At 40.6% G+C, this 20,784-nt stretch carries 16 protein-coding genes; 10 read left to right on the top strand and 6 right to left on the bottom strand.

Translation table 11 applies throughout. From position 1 onward, the window contains the following. Positions 1-69: 69 nt before the first annotated feature. Entirely contained in the window at positions 70-4,626 is a 4,557-nt protein-coding gene (locus KA713_02925; protein ID UXE67576.1) for a translocation/assembly module TamB domain-containing protein, read from the bottom strand. A 10-nt stretch (positions 4,627-4,636) separates the two neighbouring features. Here KA713_02925 and tsaD point away from each other — a divergent pair, with 10 nt between their 5' ends. The 6 genes from tsaD to KA713_02895 all read left to right on the top strand — a co-directional run bounded on the left by tsaD (position 4,637) and on the right by KA713_02895 (position 8,418). Further along, on the top strand, positions 4,637-5,647 hold the full coding sequence (gene tsaD, locus KA713_02920) for a tRNA (adenosine(37)-N6)-threonylcarbamoyltransferase complex transferase subunit TsaD (protein UXE67575.1): 1,011 nt from the start codon (positions 4,637-4,639) through the stop codon (positions 5,645-5,647). A gap of 54 nt (positions 5,648-5,701) precedes the next feature. Further along, positions 5,702-6,100, top strand: a complete 399-nt coding sequence (locus KA713_02915; protein ID UXE69006.1) for a four helix bundle protein — start codon at positions 5,702-5,704, stop codon at positions 6,098-6,100. Positions 6,101-6,164: 64 nt separating this feature from the next. After that, entirely contained in the window at positions 6,165-6,557 is a 393-nt protein-coding gene (locus KA713_02910) for a hypothetical protein (GenBank protein ID UXE67574.1), read from the top strand. A 24-nt stretch (positions 6,558-6,581) separates the two neighbouring features. Then, positions 6,582-7,043: an SsrA-binding protein SmpB gene (smpB, locus tag KA713_02905; protein ID UXE67573.1), complete on the top strand. Its 462-nt coding sequence runs from the start codon at positions 6,582-6,584 to the stop codon at positions 7,041-7,043. Positions 7,044-7,052: 9 nt separating this feature from the next. Continuing rightward, positions 7,053-7,835, top strand: a complete 783-nt coding sequence (locus tag KA713_02900) for a C40 family peptidase (protein UXE67572.1) — start codon at positions 7,053-7,055, stop codon at positions 7,833-7,835. 73 nt (positions 7,836-7,908) lie between these two features. Continuing rightward, complete coding sequence (locus KA713_02895) at positions 7,909-8,418, top strand: HNH endonuclease (GenBank protein UXE67571.1); 510 nt, start codon at positions 7,909-7,911, stop codon at positions 8,416-8,418. Here KA713_02895 and KA713_02890 read toward each other — a convergent pair. The 3 genes from KA713_02890 to KA713_02880 form a co-directional block, all read right to left on the bottom strand. Next, positions 8,412-8,612 (bottom strand): hypothetical protein, encoded by a 201-nt coding sequence (locus tag KA713_02890; GenBank protein UXE67570.1) that lies wholly within the window; start codon positions 8,610-8,612, stop codon positions 8,412-8,414. The two genes, KA713_02895 and KA713_02890, sit on opposite strands and share 7 nt — an antisense overlap. Positions 8,613-8,680: 68 nt before the next feature. Then, a complete protein-coding gene (locus KA713_02885; protein ID UXE67569.1) occupies positions 8,681-10,024 on the bottom strand; it encodes a histidine kinase in 1,344 nt (447 codons plus the stop codon). A gap of 93 nt (positions 10,025-10,117) precedes the next feature. Further along, a complete protein-coding gene (locus KA713_02880; protein ID UXE67568.1) occupies positions 10,118-11,506 on the bottom strand; it encodes a sigma-54-dependent Fis family transcriptional regulator in 1,389 nt (462 codons plus the stop codon). Positions 11,507-11,800: 294 nt separating this feature from the next. On the opposite strand from KA713_02880, the gene KA713_02875 reads away from it, so the two are divergent. The 4 genes from KA713_02875 (at position 11,801) to KA713_02860 (ending at position 19,131) form a co-directional block, all read left to right on the top strand. After that, a complete protein-coding gene (locus KA713_02875) occupies positions 11,801-13,051 on the top strand; it encodes an HlyD family efflux transporter periplasmic adaptor subunit (protein UXE67567.1) in 1,251 nt (416 codons plus the stop codon). A gap of 180 nt (positions 13,052-13,231) precedes the next feature. Then, positions 13,232-13,921: an ABC transporter ATP-binding protein gene (locus KA713_02870; protein ID UXE67566.1), complete on the top strand. Its 690-nt coding sequence runs from the start codon at positions 13,232-13,234 to the stop codon at positions 13,919-13,921. Between the two features lie 245 nt (positions 13,922-14,166). Then, positions 14,167-16,572: an ABC transporter permease gene (locus KA713_02865; protein UXE67565.1), complete on the top strand. Its 2,406-nt coding sequence runs from the start codon at positions 14,167-14,169 to the stop codon at positions 16,570-16,572. Between the two features lie 144 nt (positions 16,573-16,716). Then, entirely contained in the window at positions 16,717-19,131 is a 2,415-nt protein-coding gene (locus KA713_02860) for an ABC transporter permease (GenBank protein UXE67564.1), read from the top strand. Positions 19,132-19,134: 3 nt separating this feature from the next. On the opposite strand, the gene KA713_02855 is transcribed toward KA713_02860, so the two are convergent. Further along, the gene (locus KA713_02855) at positions 19,135-20,232 is read right to left on the bottom strand and encodes an alkane 1-monooxygenase (GenBank protein UXE67563.1); all 1,098 of its coding nucleotides are present in this window, start codon (positions 20,230-20,232) and stop codon (positions 19,135-19,137) included. A 19-nt stretch (positions 20,233-20,251) separates the two neighbouring features. After that, positions 20,252-20,734 carry a nuclear transport factor 2 family protein gene (locus KA713_02850; GenBank protein ID UXE67562.1) on the bottom strand — a complete coding sequence of 161 codons (483 nt, stop codon included), beginning with the start codon at positions 20,732-20,734 and terminating at the stop codon, positions 20,252-20,254. Between the last annotated feature and the right edge of the window lie 50 nt (positions 20,735-20,784).

Raw genomic sequence — 20,784 nt, 5'->3', positions numbered from 1 at the left:
TTTACTTGTTTTGCTTTGGGTGTTTACAATATAGGAAATTCGCTTCAACAAAAAAAATGTTTGCAACCATTAGTTGCTGCCCTCTTTCTTTTTCTCTTCTAGCTCAGCTTCTTTGGTTTTTTCTTCCTCCAATTCCTTTCGCCTACGCTCGCGAGCAGAGGTAATCAAATCGCGCCAGTTATTGAAACTTTGGGTATGCAGCAAACTCACCCCGGTGGTGATGGTGGCTTGTGTGCCAATGGTGTTGGTCAGTTGATTAAGGTTGGTGCGGTTAAACATTTTTACCCTAAATTTTCCATCAGCCGTAAGCAGGTAATCAACCGTCCAATCACCCACAATGTTGGCTACGTCTGAACGCACGTATTGATTGTTTGAAAACGTGCCTTCGCGCGTAACGCGCAATCGCCCGTTTAAAAACGAATAAGAAAGTCTCAATTGAAAGGTGTTAAAAGCTTCTTGATCAAGCGAACCTAAATCTAAATCTATTTCTAGATTCTGATCCACTTGGTTTAGCCAATAGCTCAATTGGTTGGAGAATAATTCACTTACACTGTTGTACAAACTTCCGCTGGTGGCAAATGCATCTGGAGGTGAAAACCTTCGAAGCACAATCAAACTGAAAACTTGTTTTTTGAGTTCTTGCTCGTCCAGCCTTGCCTTAAATGCATTGAAGGCGAATTTCAATTGCACTACCGATCCGCCTGCTCCCGTTACATTGTCGGGCAAATCACTCGCTAAAATATCAAAATTGATTTGTGGGCTCAGCATTGGGCCATCCAGTTTCATGACTACGTCTACTGGATATTTTCTTCTGATTTGAGGTAGGTTGGCGTTGCTTTGGTCGGGCAAGATGGGTGCCAGCGATGTCAGTTGCCGATAGGTGGCTGATAAAGAAAGTACACCGGCATACGGATCGCCAAACCAGGTAATGCGACTGCCTTTGTTAATGATAAACTCTTTGTTGATCAAATCATACAAAGTAAAATTGTAAAACCCACGATCGAACTCATACACGCCAAACATATTGAATTCTCCTTTGGTATCCACTTGAAGTTTGATTTCACCACGACCATAACCTCGAATGATGTCTCCGGATTTAATATCACGGATTATTTCTGCATACGCATCAGGCGTGATGTCGAGATTAAGATCCATGCTGATACCGGTAGGCCCCGTTTTTTTCTTTTTGGTTTCAGTGGTTTTGCGCAAGGCCACGGTATCGGTTAGGTTCACAAAAGAAATGAAATCTTTCTTCTCAATCGTTTCATAAGAAGTGAGCGGTATAAAGATGCGAGTATTTTTTTCGGAACGGGCAGTAGCGGAAATCTTCATGTTCTCAAATGGCCCCAACATGCTCAAAACTCCCGTAGCATAAGCTTGCCCATAAAACTGTGAATTATCTTTTGCGGTAGTGTTGAGCATTTGAAAATTACTGAAATCGGCATTCAACGATATTCTAAAATCCGAAAAGTTAATATGAGTTAAGTAGCCATCCAGCGAGCCTTTATTTTTAAAAGCATCGGTTATGGATATTTCATTAAAGATAATCCGGTTGGGAGTCATTTTTAACTTCCCTTCCATCCGGTAAAGTGTTTTCAAATAATCCACCATCATCTGCCCATTTTCTATATTTCCTTCGCCTTGCACGAGCGGTTTGCTAAAACTTCCTGTAACGGTATATTGCCCACTTAAAGTGCCATCAATATTCGAAAAAATACCACGCAAAATAGGCTCAATTGCTTTTAAATTTGTTTTGGCCAATGTAGCATTTAAGAAAAGTGGATCATTTTCTTTCGAATCGTAGAAGCCTTTCAATGAAACAATCCTATTCGCCAATCGATCGATCGTAAAATCAATATCAAAGATATTTTTTTCTTGGTTCCATTGGTTTTCACCGGTTACATCGCCAATCAAAAATTGATTGATGGTTAAAGAGTCTATCCGCAATTTATTTTGAAAGTAGATGTTATGATACAAGTCTTTTGCTACTACTTCCCCATTTAAATTTCCTGTAAAATTTTCTGAGCTGATGGCATTTAGAATATTTAAATTCAAGTTATGTACGGATAGGTTTAAAACCTTTTCGGGTAAATCAGAAATTGTTCCATCAATTAAAATTGATTCTTGATCATTAAATAATTGTAAATGATGAATCTCCCATTCTTTGTTGTGGTTGAGCGCATAATTTTTCTGGTTGACTTTCCATTCTTTGTTCAATACTTTTAAGCGAGATGGAAGTATTTTAATCTTTGTACTATCTCTTAAAAAATCAATTTCAGATTTTAGCCTGAGTTGATTGGTTGAATTTTCTTGATCGGCATCTAGATTGAAATCGATATGATCGCGATTCCAAATCAATTCTGAAAATAGATTGTGGGTGCTGAAGGCTTTGCTGAAAAGCTGCCGATCTGAATTTATAGTTAGCATGGCCAATACATTCACGCTGTCTCTAATTTTAGAACCTGAAAATTCAATTTCGCTCTGTAAAAACTGTTGATGGTTGAGGCGCAAGGAGTCTACATTCGAAAAGGCCTGCAACGAAGAGGTGATGCCGTTTGTGAATTTACCCGTGATTTTGGTCTGTTGCGAAATGTCAATATTCAAATTTGCCAACTCAATTAGTGGTTTCATGTTATTTAGACTCAGTTCAAAGTTGGCTTGGTACTCTTGCACTTGCCTATTCTTTTTCTGATAGTAATCCGCAATCGCTACTTTATCGTTTTTGATGTTGAGTTGAAATTCTTTTATCAATCTTACCAAGTCATTGAATAAAGTCGAGTAATAATAGTTACCCTGTAACTGAACATCGGCCAGCGAGCTGCGAAGTGCTAACTTGCGTTGGTTTTTATCTCGTTCAGAAATAATGTGAAGTGAGTCGAGGGTTAATGATTGCTGCTGATAACCGATTTTCGTGTTTCTAAAAATAGCATCGCCCACCAAACTGTCAATGGCTAGGCCCTTGGTATCTACATCTAAATAAGTACTAATGAATAAGTAATCATCGATCAAACCAATTTTGTGGAGGTAGGCCGTATCGAGGTTAGCCTTTATCTTCACCAGATCAAAGCCGGGCCTAATATCTATTGATCCACTGGCGCTGAATTGAAGATTGGGATCATCAATCTTTAGTTGGCCTTTGAAAAGTTGTTTGGCAAACCGCGCATTGGTGGTAATGTTCTTGTAATTGTATTTTCGAATGCCAATAGACGATACATTTCCATTCAGCAAAAAATCGGCAGTGTTCTCTGTTAACCCAGTACCTTGCACGCGGCCCGTAAGCGATACTTTTTGAAAATTGGTAGTGTCGTTAAAATATTTACCTAAATCAAAACCAATGAGTGCTAAGTTTCCGCTGTAGCTCGATTTCTCAATCGACTTTGGATTGATTTTTAAGTTGATGTCGGATTTAATGCGGCCTAATTGTCCTGTAAAATCTCCATCCGCCACAAAGTCACTCAAGTAACCTTGAAACTGACCCTTTACCGAAAAGCGGTTCAATGGTTTTAACAAGGAGAATATCCTTTCTGGAAAAAGAAAATTCAAATCGTTTAATAGAACGTTTCCGTCCTTCACGTCTAATTGAATAAACGTCTCGTCAATGGAGGGTAGACCGTCCATCTGTAAAGTACCAATAATAGAAGTTTGGCCTAACTTAGCCTCCATGTTTTTGTACACAAACTTTGAAACCCGGCCGGTGATGTTCCCATTTAAGGCCAACGGCTCTGGCAAGAATTGTTTACCAGAATTGAAGAGGGCTAAATCGTTGGGATAGACAATGGTGTTTTTGAGTTTTGCTTTTACATTTACTTTTCGATTAAAGTCGCTGAGATCGCGCTGGCTTTTGTACGAAAAAATAATGGTGTCAGAAATAAAGCTTTCGTTGGCCGATAGTTTTAAACCCAAAAACTCCATACCGGTTTGCGAAATACGATAGAAAGTACTTAGATCCTTTACAGTTAACCCGGTCTTTTTATCTTTTGCTTGTAGCGAGTTGACATTGAATTCAATCGTATCTCCAATGACTTTGAAGGCATTCAAGTTGGCCTCAACATCTATTTTGAAATGGTGGTAATCAAAACCCCTTGCAATCGAATCGAACTCTGTTTCATTAAAACTGAATTTCGATTTCTCCAATTCGATTTCTCCGATGTTAATCTTCGGAGGATTTCCTCCACCAGAAGACTTACCGGATAATCGTTTGATAAAAATATTGATGTTTAAATTTTTGCTGGTATCTGACTCATCGATACTTTTAAAATTTACATCGGCCTGGTCAATGGCTACCCCATCAATGTTTACATTGTTTTGATCGAGCAAACTCCGAAACCGAAAATTGACGCTCAATTTTCGAATGGCAATCATGGTATTTTTTTCACTGTCCTTTATTTCAAGCCCTTCCACTTCCAATTGATCGTACCATCGCAGGTAGAATTTCTGGAAGGTGATGGGAAAATCAGAGGCCTTCGAAAATTGACGGGTGTAGCGGCTGATCAAGGCCTCTTGCACGGCTGGAAGTTGCAATAGAAAAAAGGCTGTTACAAAAAATGTGAGCGTTAAGAAGCCTCCGTAGAGAAGGACTCTCTTTGCCCGTAACCAAAGCCAATTTTTAATAACTTGCCACCTCATTTTTTAAAATATGCAACCTGCCATCCTTGCCATTGAATCTTCCTGCGATGAGACTTCGGCTTCCGTTATACAACAAGGCAAGGTACTGAATAATGTTATTGCCTCGCAAAATGTACACCAGAAATATGGAGGTGTGGTTCCAGAATTGGCCTCCCGAGCTCACCAACAAAATATCCTCCTTGTAGTTAACGAAGCGTTGAACAGTTCTGGTATTGTTTTCAATCAATTAGATGCTATCGCATTTACCAAAGGGCCAGGCCTAATGGGCTCATTATTGGTAGGTGTCTCATTCGCCAAGGGAATGGCGCTTGCATTGGGCATTCCCTTGATTGAAATAAACCACATGGAGGCACATGTATTAGCTCATTTCATTGATGACCCTAAACCAACCTTTCCTTTTCTTTGCTTAACCGTAAGTGGAGGACATACGCAGATTGTTTTGGTAGAAGATTATTTGAAAATGAAAGTAATAGGCGAAACCAAAGATGATGCCGTGGGCGAAGCATTTGACAAGGCCGCTAAGATGTTGGGTCTACCTTACCCAGGTGGGCCGTTGATTGATAAGTATGCGCAATTAGGTAACCCAAAGAGGTTTTCTTTTGGGAATACAACGATGCCAGATTTGGATTTCTCCTTTAGTGGAATCAAAACTGGTTTTTTGTATTTCCTGCGAGATCAAAAAAAAGTTGACCCGGATTTTGTTGATAAAAACATGAATGACATTTGTGCAAGCTTGCAGTACCAATTGGTAAAGATGTTGGTTTCAAAAGTTAAACTTGCCACCAAACAAACAGGCATCCACCAAATTGCCATTGCAGGTGGAGTAGCTGCCAATAGTGGTTTGCGAACGGAATTGAAGAGGATGGCAGAAAAAGAAAATTGGCAAGTGTTTATTCCTGATTTCCAATATTGTACTGACAATGCAGCCATGATTGCAATGGCTGCCCATTATAAGTATTTGGCAAATCAATTTTGTGGATTGGATGTTGCGCCATTGGCTAATTTGGGCATTGGGCACTAAGGTATCGGGCACTAGGCACTAAGGCATTAAGTTTTTTGTGTGTAGATACAAATGATTAAAAAAATGATTAAAGATTTGGACGAGTTTAATACTTACCAAGTTGCCATGAAGCTTGGAGAATCAGTTTGGGATATTGTTTCGAAATGGAATTATTTTGAGAAGGATACGATTGGTAAGCAATTTGTGAAAGCTGCTGATTCAATTGCCGCTAATCTTGCAGAGGGATTAGGTAGATATCATTACAAAGAGACGAAGAATTTCAGTTATTATGCTCGCGGTTCAATGTTCGAAACGGAGACTTGGCTTAGCAAATCCTATAATCGAAAACTTATTAGCGAAGAAATCTTTTTAAAAATTAAAAGCGATTTGGAAATTATTGGTCGAATGATAAATCGCTATATCCAATCTATCGGAACTACTAACGAATCTGAACCACCTAATGATGTTAATTAAATTCATGGTTCATTGGTAGTTTTGACCCAATGCCCAGTGCCGTAATACCCAATACCTTTTCTTTATGAAAAACATGTTTATCCCCGGAGACCAGAAAAAATATAAAAAAACGGTAGGCCCAACCGATGTAGCAGCTTTTCATGGAGTAACCTTGCACGAGGTGTGCTCTACCTTTTCGCTGGCACGTGATTTCGAATGGTCATCGCGATTATTTTTTATCGATATGAAGGAAGAAGATGAAGAAGGCGTAGGAACTTTTTTGAGTATTGATCATAAAAGCCCTGCATTTGTGGGAGAAGAGATTATCTTTATAGCCCAAGTGGTGAAAATCGAAAAGAATGAATTGATTTGCTCAATTGAGGCAAAAACCGCTGGCCGATTGATTGCTACGGGCACCACGGGACAAAAAATGCTAAAGAAAGATAGATTGAAACAGATTTTTACAAAACCAAGTTAGTAGGCAATTTGCCGATGACATAAAATGAAATCGAGATTCACCAACGATATTAATATTAAAAACAAGCAAGCAGGCTTTCAATACGAATTGATTGAAAAATTTGTGGCTGGAATTGTTTTGAAGGGCACGGAGATTAAGTCCATTCGTGAGGGAAAAGTGAATTTGCAAGATGGGTATTGCTATTTGAATAATGGAGAACTATTTGCCAAAGGTGTAAATATTTCGCAGTACAATCTGGGAACGCATTATAACCATGAGGTAGCGCGGGAGCGAAAATTATTGCTAAAAAAGTCAGAACTGAGGAGATTGGATGGTAAAGTTGAAGAGAAAGGACTAACACTAGTCCCTACTCGTTTGTTTATCAACGACCGTGGCTTAGCAAAACTAGAAATCGCATTAGCGAGAGGAAAAAAACTGCACGACAAGCGAGAGAGTATTAAAGAGCGAGATGTGAAACGAGAATTGGCAAAAATAAGAATAAGATAATCTAAGCGCATGGAAATCCAATACGGTGTTTGCCGATTGTCAATTGTATCGGTTCGTAAAGATGCAAATCATTTATCCCAACAGGTTACGCAATTGCTATTTGGCGATCATTATGAGGTTTTGCACGAACACAAAGACCGTCATTGGGTGTTGATCCGAACCTATTTTGATAAGGTAGAGGGTTGGATTGAATCCAAGCAACATCACGCCATCACCAAAGAGTATTTCGACCAAATCAATACGTCTGACTTTAAAATCACCACGGATGTCTGCGCAACGATTCTGTATAAAAAGACGCCAGTATCTATTGTTTTAGGAAGTGTAGTCCCGATTTCGCAGTCAGAGCTTTTTAAAATGGAAGAACAATTTGCATTTAATGGCGAAGCAAAAGCACTGGGTCAAAAGCGAGAGATTGAGTTTATTAAAACCATTGCCACTAAATATTTGAATGCACCCGAGCAAGAAGGAGGCAAAAGCCCTTTTGGGATTGATGGCATTGGGCTGGTGCAAATGGTCTATAAAATTTCAGGATATCATTTGCCTCATAATCTGAATGCGCTGCTTTCTCAGCATAAACATGTGAAAGGCGCTAACCACCTGGGCGATATATTATTCTTAAACTCAAATAAAGAGAAGACCCAGCATCTTGGATTATTGATTGATGAAGATAAGGTGATGCACATAGATGGAAAGGTAAGGGTCGATCAAATTGTGGAAGAAGGGTTATTCGATTCAGAAACAAAAATTCTTACGCACCAAGTTGAAGCGATCATTAGAATTATTGGAGATTAGAATGCTCCTATAAAGGGGTGCATCCAAAAAAACCTCTTTTGCTTGATACAAAAATTGGCTTTATCTTAAAGCCATGAATAGCCGTGTATTAGTACTTAACCAAGATTTTAGCCCGCTGATGGTTTGTTCGGTGGAACGGGCCTTTATTTTGGTTTACCTCAATAAAAGTGAGATGGTGCGCTCGGCCAACGGTCATAATATCCACTCCATTACCCGCAGTTTTCCACTTCCTTCTGTTATTCGGCTCAATCGGTATGTAAATGCTCCATACAAAGGCGTTAACCTTACCCGGCAAAATATTTTTAAGAGAGACAATAATGAGTGCCAATACTGTGGGACTAGGCGTGAACTAACACTGGACCACGTGGTGCCCAGTTCCCGTGGAGGACAGCATACCTGGACTAATTTGGTAACAGCATGCAAAAAGTGCAATGCGAAAAAAGGAGATCGCACACCCGAAGAAGCAGAGATGGAATTAAGGCGAAAGCCATACAAACCAAGCTATGCTCTTTTTCTGCGTGATGTTACTGGCACCCGGCACAACGAGTGGGATGAGTTTTTAGAATCAAAATCAGCTCAGTAGCTAGCCTTTCGCACTTCTTGATTAAGTGATTGAAAGGTCACTGATTTGTGGATTCCTTCAGCTTCAATCGAATGAAGCTTTACCCAATTTGGCTTAGCACCATAATAATCACATTTCCATTCCATCTGTTCAAGCTTTTCCTCGGTCCACACTTCTGGCTGAGGCTGGTTGGTAATTTTTATGAGCCAATTCATAAGGTAGGGTGTTTGGTGGTTAGACACATCTTTTCAACGATACGTTGGAAAGTTTGGTACAGATGTCCCTAGAAACGTAAAGTAAACACCGTTTTTACCCCCAATTCAGATTGAACACTTAACGACCCGCTGTGCATTTGCATAATTTGGCGAGAAAGTGCCAAACCAATGCCCGAGCCCGTTTTTTTTGTGGTGAAGAATGGTACAAAAATTCGATTGATTGCTTCGGGGATGATACCCGGACCATTGTCAATCACTTCAATAACGGGTACATTGTCCACTACACTTCCGATAATTTCAATTTTTCCATTTTCTGTTTGCCCGATCGCTTCCAATGCATTTTTAACTAAGTTGATGAGAACTTGTCCAATCATCTCTTCATCCGCTTGTACAGTTATGTAATCGGATTGACAGATTGTGCTTAATTGAATATTGGTCTTTTTTATTTCGGGACGCATGAGGCTGGCCACTTTTTCAACCATCTCCTTTAGGGAAATGCTTTTCAGTTTCGGTGTTGGCAAAGAGGTATATTCTCGATACGCATCGATGAATTGAATCAACCCTTTGCTTCTGTTTTCGATGGTGCTCAAGCCTTCGCGTAAATCTTCAGCACCTTCGTCTTTTAGTTCGTAGTGATTTTCTTTTCTGATAAGGTCTTGATCTAAAATTTCGCGCAATGTAGACGTTAGGGAAGAGATAGGCGTAATGGAATTCATGATCTCGTGTCGCAGCACACGCGTCAGGTTTTGCCAAGCCTCTAACTCTTGCTTTTGCAATTCTGTCTGAATATTTTGCAGCGTCACTAATTTGATGGTATTGCCGCGCACCCGTAATTCCGTAGCTTGAATAGTCAACAAAAATTCATTGCCCGATTTGTAGAGCGAACTTTTGCCAGGCTGCACCTCGTTTAGAGCAACAAATAATTTCGGATTTTTATCTGCTAACTCCTGAATGTTTTTCAAGTTTGAAAAACCAATAAACCGTTTGGCATTGGTGTTCATCAACTCAACTGTGCCAATGGCATCGTACGATAAAATACCAGTGCGCACTTGCTGCACAATTGTGTTCAGATATTGCCAGTTCTCTTCTTTTTCTGATCGTGCTTTCCGAAAAGCCTCTAGCACTTCGTTAAAGGCAGTGTTTAAATCGCGAAAGCTGGAACCAAGTTTATTGTCGTGGGCAAAGCCCGAAATAAAATCAGAATACTTTACGGATTCCAAAAATCGCGTGAGTTTGCGATTGGTTTGGGAGGTAAAACGAAAGAGTTCTAACAGTTGACCAACCATGATCAGCACCATTAGGCTGGCAGCAAAAACCATGTTAGGGCGCCCAAACATGAACACGGCCAACGCCATGGTTGCACCTAAAAGTGATACGCGAAATGCTACCCTAAAACGGAAATCGTTAAACATCAGTCTAATTCGTTAATGTGTTATTTTGTTGATTCGCTAACAGTAAAACGTTTGACATGCGCTGAGTCATTAACGAATTATCAAATAAACGAATTAAAGTCCATGTTTCTCCAAACGCCTATAAAGCGATGATCTTGTTAAGCCAAGTTCTGAAGCTGCTTGTGTGATGTTGCCATTGTATTTTTTCAGCACTTTGCGGATCAATAGTTTTTCCACTTCATCTAAATTATATTGATCAAGCCCAAGCGACTGCTCCACTTCCTTTGTATTGGACGCAGATGTAAAATTAAAATCTTCAGGTTGCAGCACACTGCTATTGCTCAGGATGATCGCTCGTTCCAACGAATGTTGTAACTCCCGAATATTGCCTGGCCAAGGGTGTTTGTTCATGCGCGTCATGGCGGCATCGCTTATTTTAGAAACGCTCTTGACATATTTTGCTGAATAGTGCTTTAAAAAATGATTGGCCAACAACGGGATATCCTCAATCCGATCGCGTAATGAAGGAATTTGAATTTCGATGGTGTTAATGCGATATAACAAATCTTGACGGAAACGATTTTCTTTCACCATATCATACAAAGGCATGTTGGTAGCACAAATCAACCGGAGGTCAACCGCCATATCTTTGTTTGAGCCAACACGACTCACTTTTCTGTTTTGCAAAACCGTTAGTAACTTTGCCTGCAAGGGCATCGATAGATTTCCGATTTCATCTAGAAACAGTGTGCCGTTGTTGGCCAGTTCAAACCGACCCGGTCGATCTTCTTTGGCATCGGTAAACGATCCTTTCTTGTGCCCAAAGAGCTCGCTCTCAAAAAGTGTTTCGGTTATGGAGCCCAAATCTACGCCTACAAACGATTCGGCTTTTCGAATGGAGTTGGCATGAATGGCGCGAGCGATTAATTCTTTGCCTGTGCCGTTCTCACCCAAAATCAGAACATTCGCATCGGTCTGTGCAACCCGATCGATGGTTTGAAAAATGCGTTGCATGGCTGCACTTTGGCCAATGATGCTGCTGTACTTTTCGTTGATGGCTTGATTGATTTCTTGGTTTTTGATTTTCAATGTTTCAACCTGATCGCGCGATTCTCGCAAACGCATCGATGAAAACAAAGTAGCCAACAACTTTTCATTCTCCCAGGGCTTTAATACAAAATCAGTAGCTCCTGCCTTGATTGCTTTTACCGCCATTTGCACATCACCATAAGCTGTAATCAAAACCACTACAGCCGATGGATCAATTTGCAGGATTTTCTCTAGCCAGTAATACCCTTCGCTGCCGCTGCTCACATCTTTGGTAAAGTTCATGTCGAGCAAGATTACATCGTAGTCTTCTTGGTTCATCAGGCCGGGCAGGGCTTCTGGGTTTTTTTCAATATCAACTTGTGCAAAGTGCCGCTTCAAATACATTTTGGCCGCTTTCAACAAATCTTCGTTGTCATCTACAATTAGAATTTTTCCTTGTTTGGAGTCAGACATGTGCTAATTGGTTAATTCGTTGATAAGATGATTCGTTGATTTGAGTTTTTTCAGATTAACGAATCATCGAATTTTCAAATCAATGACAATATTGATACCGAAACATCATTTCTGCTTATTTGGGCTGATTTCGAAATCGAACGCTTCCAAAGATAACATTTATCGTCCGCATGCGGACACATCAGTTCATATGTGAACGTAAAAGAGTATGAATTAGCCCCGTTTCTAGCGCTTAATCTCACAAAACCCCGTTGGCACGTTTGTTGGCAATAGGCTGCCGAACAGATTGTGCCCATGGACAAACAATTAAAAAAGAAGTATTGGACGCTGAAGCGAATAGCTACTTATGGTGGCATTGCAGCATTGGTTTCTTTTGTTGCCTACCAGTTTATTTTTGCTGATAGGCGTTCTACATATAAAACTGAAAAAGATAAGATCACCATCTCAGAAGTGAAAAAAGGTGAATTCAAAGAATACATTCCTCAAACCGGAACGGTGGAACCCAGCCGCACGGTATACTTAGATGCTATTGAAGGTGGCAATATTCGCAGGATTGTGAGCGAAAGCGGAGCCATGCTAAAAAAGGGCGATGTGATATTGGAACTTACCAATTTAAATCGTGAGCTATCTGTATTACAACAAGAAGCCTCTTTCAACGAAAGTATCAATCGCGCCCGCGAGACGAAATTAAATATCATGCGAAACGATTTGGATCAGCGTCAGCAGTTGGCGTTAATCGATAATCAGCTTGCCATCTTAGAGCCTCAATTCAGAAGACAGAAGCAGCTTTTTGAAAAGAAATTGATTTCTCGTCAAGATTTTGAGCGAACAGAAGCAGATTATAAATACAATGTGGACCGTAAAAAGATTACGTACGAAGTTTACAGAAATGATTCTATCGACCGCATTCGTCAATTAAGATTCACGGCCGAGTCAGAACAGAAAATGATGATTAGCTTAAACGGTCTTTCAAAAATATTGGATAATCTGGTCGTTCGTTCGCCAATAGATGGGCAACTATCTACGCCTCACTGGGAAATTGGTCAGGCGGTGACCACAGGTCAGCGAATGGGACAAGTAGATTTGGTGGGTAGCTATAAAGTCCGTGTGCCCATCGATGAATTGTACTTACCAAAAATTTCTGTTGGCTTACCAGCCACTACTGACTTTGCTGGCAAAACGTACACATTATCTATTACCTACATTTATCCAACCATCCAAAACGGACGGTTTGAAGTGGACATGAATTTTGTAGGCGAAACGCCTCAAGGAATTAGACGCGGCCAATCACTGCGCATGCGCGTGGAGTTGGGGCAGCCATCGCAAGAGTTGCTGTTACCCATTGGCGGATTTTATAAAGATACAGGTGGCAATTGGGTATTCATCTTAGAAGGTGACAATAAAGCCGTGAAGCGCGAAGTGAAGTTGGGCAGAAAGATGGGCTCGGAATACTTTGAAGTACTGGAGGGACTGAAGCCTGGAGACAAGGTGATTACTTCTTCGTATGAAAATTTTGGCAACAACGAAGTGCTTATTTTGAACTGATTACTTGTAAAAGTTTGTCACAATTCGATTTAAATATTGAAAGCTGCAACTAAAAGTTAAAATTGGCGTCTAATAAGTACTTGTTCGTAACCTTATCATAAACAAAAAGTATTGATACAAAAAGATTCATTTATAAAACTAAATTCTTAAAAGAACTATCCAACTAAAAATCATAACCCCATGATCAAACTAAAAAACCTAGAAAAAGTCTATACTACGGAAGAAGTGGAGACCACCGCGCTCAATAGCATTAACATGGAAATAAAAGATGGCGAGTTTGTGGCCATTATGGGCCCATCTGGTTGCGGTAAGTCTACATTGCTTAATATTTTGGGTTTGTTAGATAACCCATCAGGCGGAGAATATTTCTTTGGCGAAAATGAAGTAGCCAAATATTCCGAGCGCCAACGTGCTCAATTGCGCAAAGGCTCGATTGGATTTGTGTTTCAAAGCTTCAATTTGATAGACGAGTTGACTGTTTTTGAAAACGTTGAACTTCCGTTGCTATATATGAAAGTTCCGTCTGAAGATCGCAAGAAAAGAGTGGAGCAAGTGTTGGAGCGCATGAACATTATGCACCGCAGAAATCACTTCCCTCAACAACTATCGGGAGGACAGCAACAGCGCGTTGCCATCTCTCGTGCCATTGTAGCGAAACCAAAAGTGATATTGGCCGATGAGCCTACTGGTAACTTGGATTCTGTAAATGGGGAAGAAGTAATGAAGCTTCTTTCTGAACTAAATGCTGAGGGAACGACCATCATCATGGTAACGCACTCACCTTACGATGCTAACTACGCACATCGCATCATCAACTTGTTTGATGGAAAAGTAGTGACGGAGAATATCAAAGAACAATTTCATATCTAAAAGTTTTATAGTTTAGGTAATGGCCCACCTCGCACAAGGTGGGCTTTTTTTTGCAAATGTTTCCGAACACTCACCTGTACAAACATGAACAGTTCGGTCACCGTTCTGTTTTGACCACCCCATATCCGAGTGAATTATCAAGCTTTAATCTGTTGGCATATTTATTGGAAAAAACTTGCAACCTCATTAGGGGTAAAACAGTCTTATAGCTGTCTTTCAATTAGAATAATCAGAAACCCACACTCATGATTAAAAATTATTTATTGATTACCCTTCGCAACCTAATGAAGAATAAACTCTTCATTGTTATTAATGTCTTTGGGATGGGGCTTGCTATCGCCTGCTGTATTACGGCTTACCTCAATTGGGTTTATAGCGCCAATTGGGATAAAGTCCATGATAAAACCGACCACGTCTATCGCGTTCAGTTTTGGAGAGAGTTTCAAGGAAAAAAGGAGAGAAATGGAATGGCGCCCATGCCCTTGGGTGGTTATATAAAGGCAAACTTTAAGGAAGTAAATAAAGTAGTTCGCTACATGTCTTCGTATTGCGATATGCGCATTGGCGAAGAAGTGTTTGGCGACCAAATGGCGTATGCCGATTCTTCTTTCTTCGATATGTTTACTTTTCCTCTTAAGTATGGTGATTATTCCAACTTTTATGACAAAGGAAAGGTATTCATCAGCGATGAAATGGCGCGTAAGTATTTCAACAAAGAGGATGTGGTTGGCCAATTACTCACACAAATTGTGTTGGGTGCAGATGGTGTGCGAAGACCTAAAGAATTCGAAATAGGTGCAGTATTCAAAAAGCCACCCCAAAACAATAGTTTCGGGTTCGATGTCATTACACTCTTTGACAATTTTTGGGATGTCAACTTAGATAAAGATGTGAGCGAAACGAGCTGGAAAAAGTGGGCGCACGTACTGTTTTTAAAAATCGAAAACCCTAGTGATGTTGCTCTTGTTACCAAGCAATTACAACAATACATTGAACCACAAAACAAAGCTCGAGAAGATTTCAAAATCACTGCTTATTACCTCGAGAATTTTGTTGGCTTAATGAAACGCAACCGCGCGAATCCACGGTTGGATAGCGATTACTTGGGTGGTGGCATTCCGGACGAGGCAGTCACCGTTCCGGTGATCATGGCAGGGTTGTTATTGTTGTTGGCTTGCTTCAACTTTACCAATACATCCATTGCAATCTCGGGGAAACGTTTGAAAGAGATTGGCATCCGTAAAGTAATGGGCGGTATGCGTAAGCAATTGATTGTTCAATTTTTAGGTGAGAATTTGCTCTTGTGTTTCTTCGGCTTGTTGGCCGGATTGCTATTGGCCGAATGGCTGGTACCTGCTTATGATAACATGTGGGCGTGGCTCGACTTGAAATTGAGTTATACCGAAAATGCAGGCTTCTTGATTTTCTTGGCCTTATTACTAGTCATCACCGCCATCATTGCAGGTTCGTATCCAGCCTTTTACGTTACTTCGTTTGAACCTGTCAGCATTTTGAAAGGCAAGGCAAAATTTGGCGGCACCAACTGGTTTACTCGAATTTTATTGGGTGGTCAGTTTGTCATATCATTATTGGCAATCATCATGGGCGTAGCCTTTTTTCAAAATGGTGAATACCAAAAAAATTATGATTTGGGATTTGCTACACACGGAGTCATCTCTGCTTGGGTAAATAACGAAGGTGGATATAACACGTACCGTGATGCACTTGCTTCTAACAAAGACATTGAATTAATAGCCGGCACTCGCCATCATGTTGCCAATGGTTGGTACAACGATCCTGTGAAATATGAATCTACCGAACATGAAGTAGACATTTTGGAAGTGGGCGACAACTACTTTGATGTGATGGATATGACTCTTCTTTCGGGAAGAAATTTCCAAAAAGATTCCGAGACTGATCACAAAGAATCCGTATTGGTTACGGAGGAATTTGTAAAGCAGTTTGGATGGAAAGACGACCCTATTGGCAAGAAATTGATTTGGATGGATACTGTTTCGTTTTATGTCATCGGTGTGGTCAAAAATATTTATGCGCGTGCGCTATGGGTACCGATTCAGCCGTGTATGTTGCGCTATGCGAATAAGGATAAATATCAACAAGTCTTGGTAAAAACAAGTCCAACCAAGATGGCCAGTGTAAATGAATTTATGGAGAAAAAGTGGAAGGAGGTTTTCCCGAACACCTTATATACTGGCCAGTTTATTGACCGAGAACTGCAGGAGACCAACGAAATCAATACGAATGTTTCAATCATGTTCGCTTTCCTAGGGTTCTTTGCCGCTTTGATGACGGGCATTGGTTTGTTCACATTAGTGTCGCTCAACATTGAAAAGAAAATGAAAGAGATTGGTGTACGAAAAGTATTGGGGGCTTCTGTTGCTAATATTTCTGGCGTAATCAATTTTGAATATATTGTCAATCTTGGCATTGCTACAGTTATAGGAGGGGCACTAGGTTACTTTGCAGCAGATGCGTTGATGGATTCCATTTGGGAATATTATTTGAAGCTAAACTTTGTAACATTGTTTATATCCATTGCGTCTATGGTTGTGATTGCGATAATGGCAGTAGGTTATAAAACCATTTACACTGCCATGCTCAATCCTACCAAAACCTTGAGGGACGAATAGGTTTTCACAGCGCTTTAAAATAGCCAATGGCAGTAGGCAAGTGGCAACTTGCCTACCGTCTACTCCTCATCCTAATTTGTTTTTGGTTTACGATTTCAACTGCAACCTCGGTCTCATTTCTAGCGTCTAATAAAAAAATCGCTTATGCTTAAAAACTACTTCATCATCGCATTGCGCAACATTCGCAAACACAGCTTTTATTCTTCCATCAATATTTTTGGATTGGCAGTAGGTGTTGCGGCCTGTTTGTTCATCATGCTCTACATTACTGATGAGTGGAGCTATGATAAATTTCATAAAGATGCCGAGGTGATTTACCGAATTGGTTTGCACGGAAAAATTGCTGGGCAAGAGATTAATACAGCTAGCTCGTGTCCCCCTTTAGCTGGGGCATTGCAATCAGAAGTGCCGGGGGTAGAGCAAACTACACGCCTCAATAGAAGGGATAATGTAGTTTTCAAGAATGGCGAAAAGTCATTTGTAGAAGATCGAATTTTCTCGGCCGATTCAAACTTTTTTCAATTTTTCTCCTTCAATCTATTAAAGGGCGATGCAGCAACTGTTTTAAAAGAACCCAACTCCATTGTGCTTACACCTGCTCTTGCCTCCAAGTATTTTAATGAGGATGCCATCGGCAAAATCATAACAGTGGGCAACGATAACAAAGCCATGAAAGTGACAGGCATTGTAGAATCCCCACCTCATCAATCTCATTTTCGTTTTGCTGCTTTGATATCCACCAGCACAAACAAAGACTATTACAATAACCCCACATGGTTGAACAACGGCATGTACACATACTTTAAAAAAGGAAAAAATACTGATATCAATGCCATTAAAGAAAAACTGAATGCTGTAACGGACAAACACATCGCACCTGAGATTGAGGCCTTCATGGGGATTTCCATAGATAAATTCCGAGAAAGCGGAAATGAATATGGTTATTTTCCCTACCCGATGTTGGATACGCATTTACATACAAATATTCGAGATGACATAGAGCCATCGGGCAATATTGCGTACATCTATGTGTTTGGCGGTGTAGGGGTTTTTATTTTACTGATTGCGTGCATCAATTTTATGAACCTTTCAACGGCTCGTTCAGCAGGCCGAGCCAAAGAAGTGGGCTTGCGTAAAACCATGGGCTCTTTCCGTTCTCAAATGATTGGTCAGTTCTTATCTGAGTCAATGATCTACGGTTTGATTGCTGTTATATTGGCTTTAATGATTGCATTCATGTTGTTGCCGCAGTTCAACCTGTTATCCGGAAAAGAGATTTCGTTTACAGGACTAGCAACACCAACATTTCTAACGGGGGTAATCGTATTGATAATAGTGATTGGGTTGCTGGCCGGAAGCTATCCTGCTTTCTATCTCACCTCTTTCAACCCATCAGAAGTATTGAAAGGAAAAGTACGCGCAGGTTTGAAGAGTAAAGGCGTGCGAAGTGCTTTGGTTGTGTTTCAATTCGCACTTTCCATTGTGCTAATCATTTGCACCATTATCGGGTATCAGCAAATTGAATTTTTGCAAAGCCGCAATGTTGGCATGGATAAACACAAGGTGCTGGTGATCAACAATACGGCTCGGTTAAAAACCAATCAACAAGCATTTAAAAATTCATTGCTCGAAAAAACAGGCATTGAAAAAGTAAGCTTTACCAACAATGTATTTCCAGGCGTAAACAATACCACAGCTTTCAGATCAGCCAACGATAGCAAAGACCACATTATGGGAATCTACTTTGCAGATGTCGATCATGCCGAGGCATTGAAACTAGAAGTGCTAGAGGGGCGATTTTTCTCTAAAGATTTTAAATCGGATACGGCAGCTGTGGTGATCAACGAAGCGGCTGCACGGGAATTAGGTTGGATGAAGCCATTGGAAGAAAAATTGATCGTATTTGATGGTGATAGTAATGCACCCAAAGAAATACAGATGCAAGTGATTGGGGTGGTGAAGGACTTTAATTTTGAATCATTCAAAGTTAATGTTCGCCCGATGGTAATCAGAGTAACCCAAACATCGAGCAACGTATTGATCCGCTATTCAGGCAAACCAAATGAAGCCATTACCGAAGCTGAAAAAATGTGGAAGCAGTATGCCTCCTCCGATCCATTTCAGTATGCTTTTCTGGATCAAAATTTTGATGAGCTTTTCCGCGAGGAGCAACGCCTGAGCAGTTTATTTTTAGTTTTTACCGGTTTAGCGATTGTTATTGCCTGTTTGGGGTTGTTCGCGCTGGCATCGTTCACTGCAGAGCAACGAACCAAAGAAATTGGCATTCGCAAGGCAATGGGCGCCAGCATTGGAAGCATCACGGCATTACTATCAAAAGAATTTACCTTGCTGGTACTAATTTCAATCGTGCTTGCCATTGTGCCCTCTTATTTTATGGTCAACTATTGGCTAAGCCAGTTTGCTTATCGCATTGACGTAGGTGTACTTGTTTTTGTTTGGAGTGGCTTAGCGGCTTTAATAATCGCTTGGTTGACGGTGTTGTACCAATCACTGAAAGCCGCCTTGGTCAAGCCTGTTAATTCGCTGCGGTATGAGTAATCATCACGAGACCACCGAATGGCGTTGGTAAATTTTTTCTTCCCATTCCTTCAATAAAGGATTCATCCGCGCAAACCAGAGCGGAGGTACTAAGGCAATCAAGATCATGGTGGGATAACCAAAAGGAAGTTGAGGACTTTCGTTAACGTGGTTAAGCACCTGGTAACGTTTGATGGCATTGGCATGATGATCGGAATGCCGTTGCAACTGAAATAAAAAGAAATTGCTGATTAAATGACTGGCATTCCACGAATGAAGTGGATTTACCCGTTCGAAGTACCCGTGCTCATTTTGCTTACGCACAATTCCATAGTGCTCAATATAGTTTACCAGTTCCAGCAGTGTAAAAGCAACGATGCTTTGAGCAAAAAAGAATATAGCAATAGCAATTGCTGAATTGGTGCTGGTGTGAAACAGCGCTACCATCAAACCACAAAAGAAAAAAGGGAGTAAGGCAAACCAAATCATAGAATTGTAGACGCTGATGATCGCGCGACCCTTTCGCTGCAAACTTTCTTTTTCCAAGTGCCAAGCGTGTGCATACCCAATAAACACTGAGCGAAACCAAAATGAATAAAAATTTTCATTTTTGCGCGCGGTTGCTGGGTCGGCAGGGGTGGCTACTTGCACGTGGTGGCCTCGGTTGTGTTCAATAAAGAAATGCATATAGCACACCGTCATCAAAATCAGTTGACTGTAAAATTGTTCGAGCTTAGATTTTTTGTGGCCGAGCTCGTGTGCTACTGTAATGCCAATTCCTCCGGTTACTAATCCGAAACCCACCGTAAAGCCAACCCATTCAAACCAAGTATTTATTTTTCCACTGCCAATGGCAAAACAACCCCATAGCACAAATCCGACTTGGATAAATGTCCACACGAACGTAACGAAGCGATAATAAAACTCTTCTCCCACAATTTTTACTTTGTCTTCGTCCACATTTTGGGTATCCAATCCGATCCAATAATCTACCGATGTGATGATTAGAAAAACAAAACCGATGGAAAGCCAATTCCACCAGCCCCCCATATAAAATCCTGTTATCACAAGGCTAGGAAGGAAGAAGGCCGTGAAGAAGCCGATTTTTTTGAAGGAGTTCATATGCGAAGATACCAAAAAGTTAATCTTTATATTCAGCGCGACTTTCTATAAATTTTTTTAAGCCACCCATTGCTGTTGCCTTAACTTTATTTTGTAGAAAAGGCGTCCATCCTAAAAGAATTCCGGAAGTACCCAATGCCATCCGCGTCCATTTCCAAAAATCAAATCGGTCAGTATGCCGATAGATGAGCCCATCCTTGAATTGAAAATTGGCATCTATTTTATTCACTACTTTTCTTCCTGTGCGAGAAAACGAGTAAGTAGCTTCCCAATGGCAAGAGCCTTCCGTTTCTGTTGCCACCACCTGGCTGAACACCAACGAAAAATCCTTGGCGTTTTCAGCTAACATATGCCACATGGCTTTTGCTTGTTTGCCCTTTAGATTTGTAAAAGCAGGATCATTGAATAGGACCTCCTCGTGATAGCAGGTTTGCATGGTTCGCCAATTGCGTTGCTGAAAGGCAGTATAAAATTTTGTGATGAGGTGCTCCCGGGTATTCATATAGAAAATTAGCTTTTATTATTGACTTTACATTCAATAGATTTATAAAA

This window comes from Chryseotalea sp. WA131a, assembly GCA_025370075.1.
In the GTDB taxonomy this organism is placed as follows: domain Bacteria; phylum Bacteroidota; class Bacteroidia; order Cytophagales; family Cyclobacteriaceae; genus ELB16-189.
Note: the sequence above shows the minus strand (reverse complement) of the source record. Positions and strands in the feature narration are given on the sequence as shown.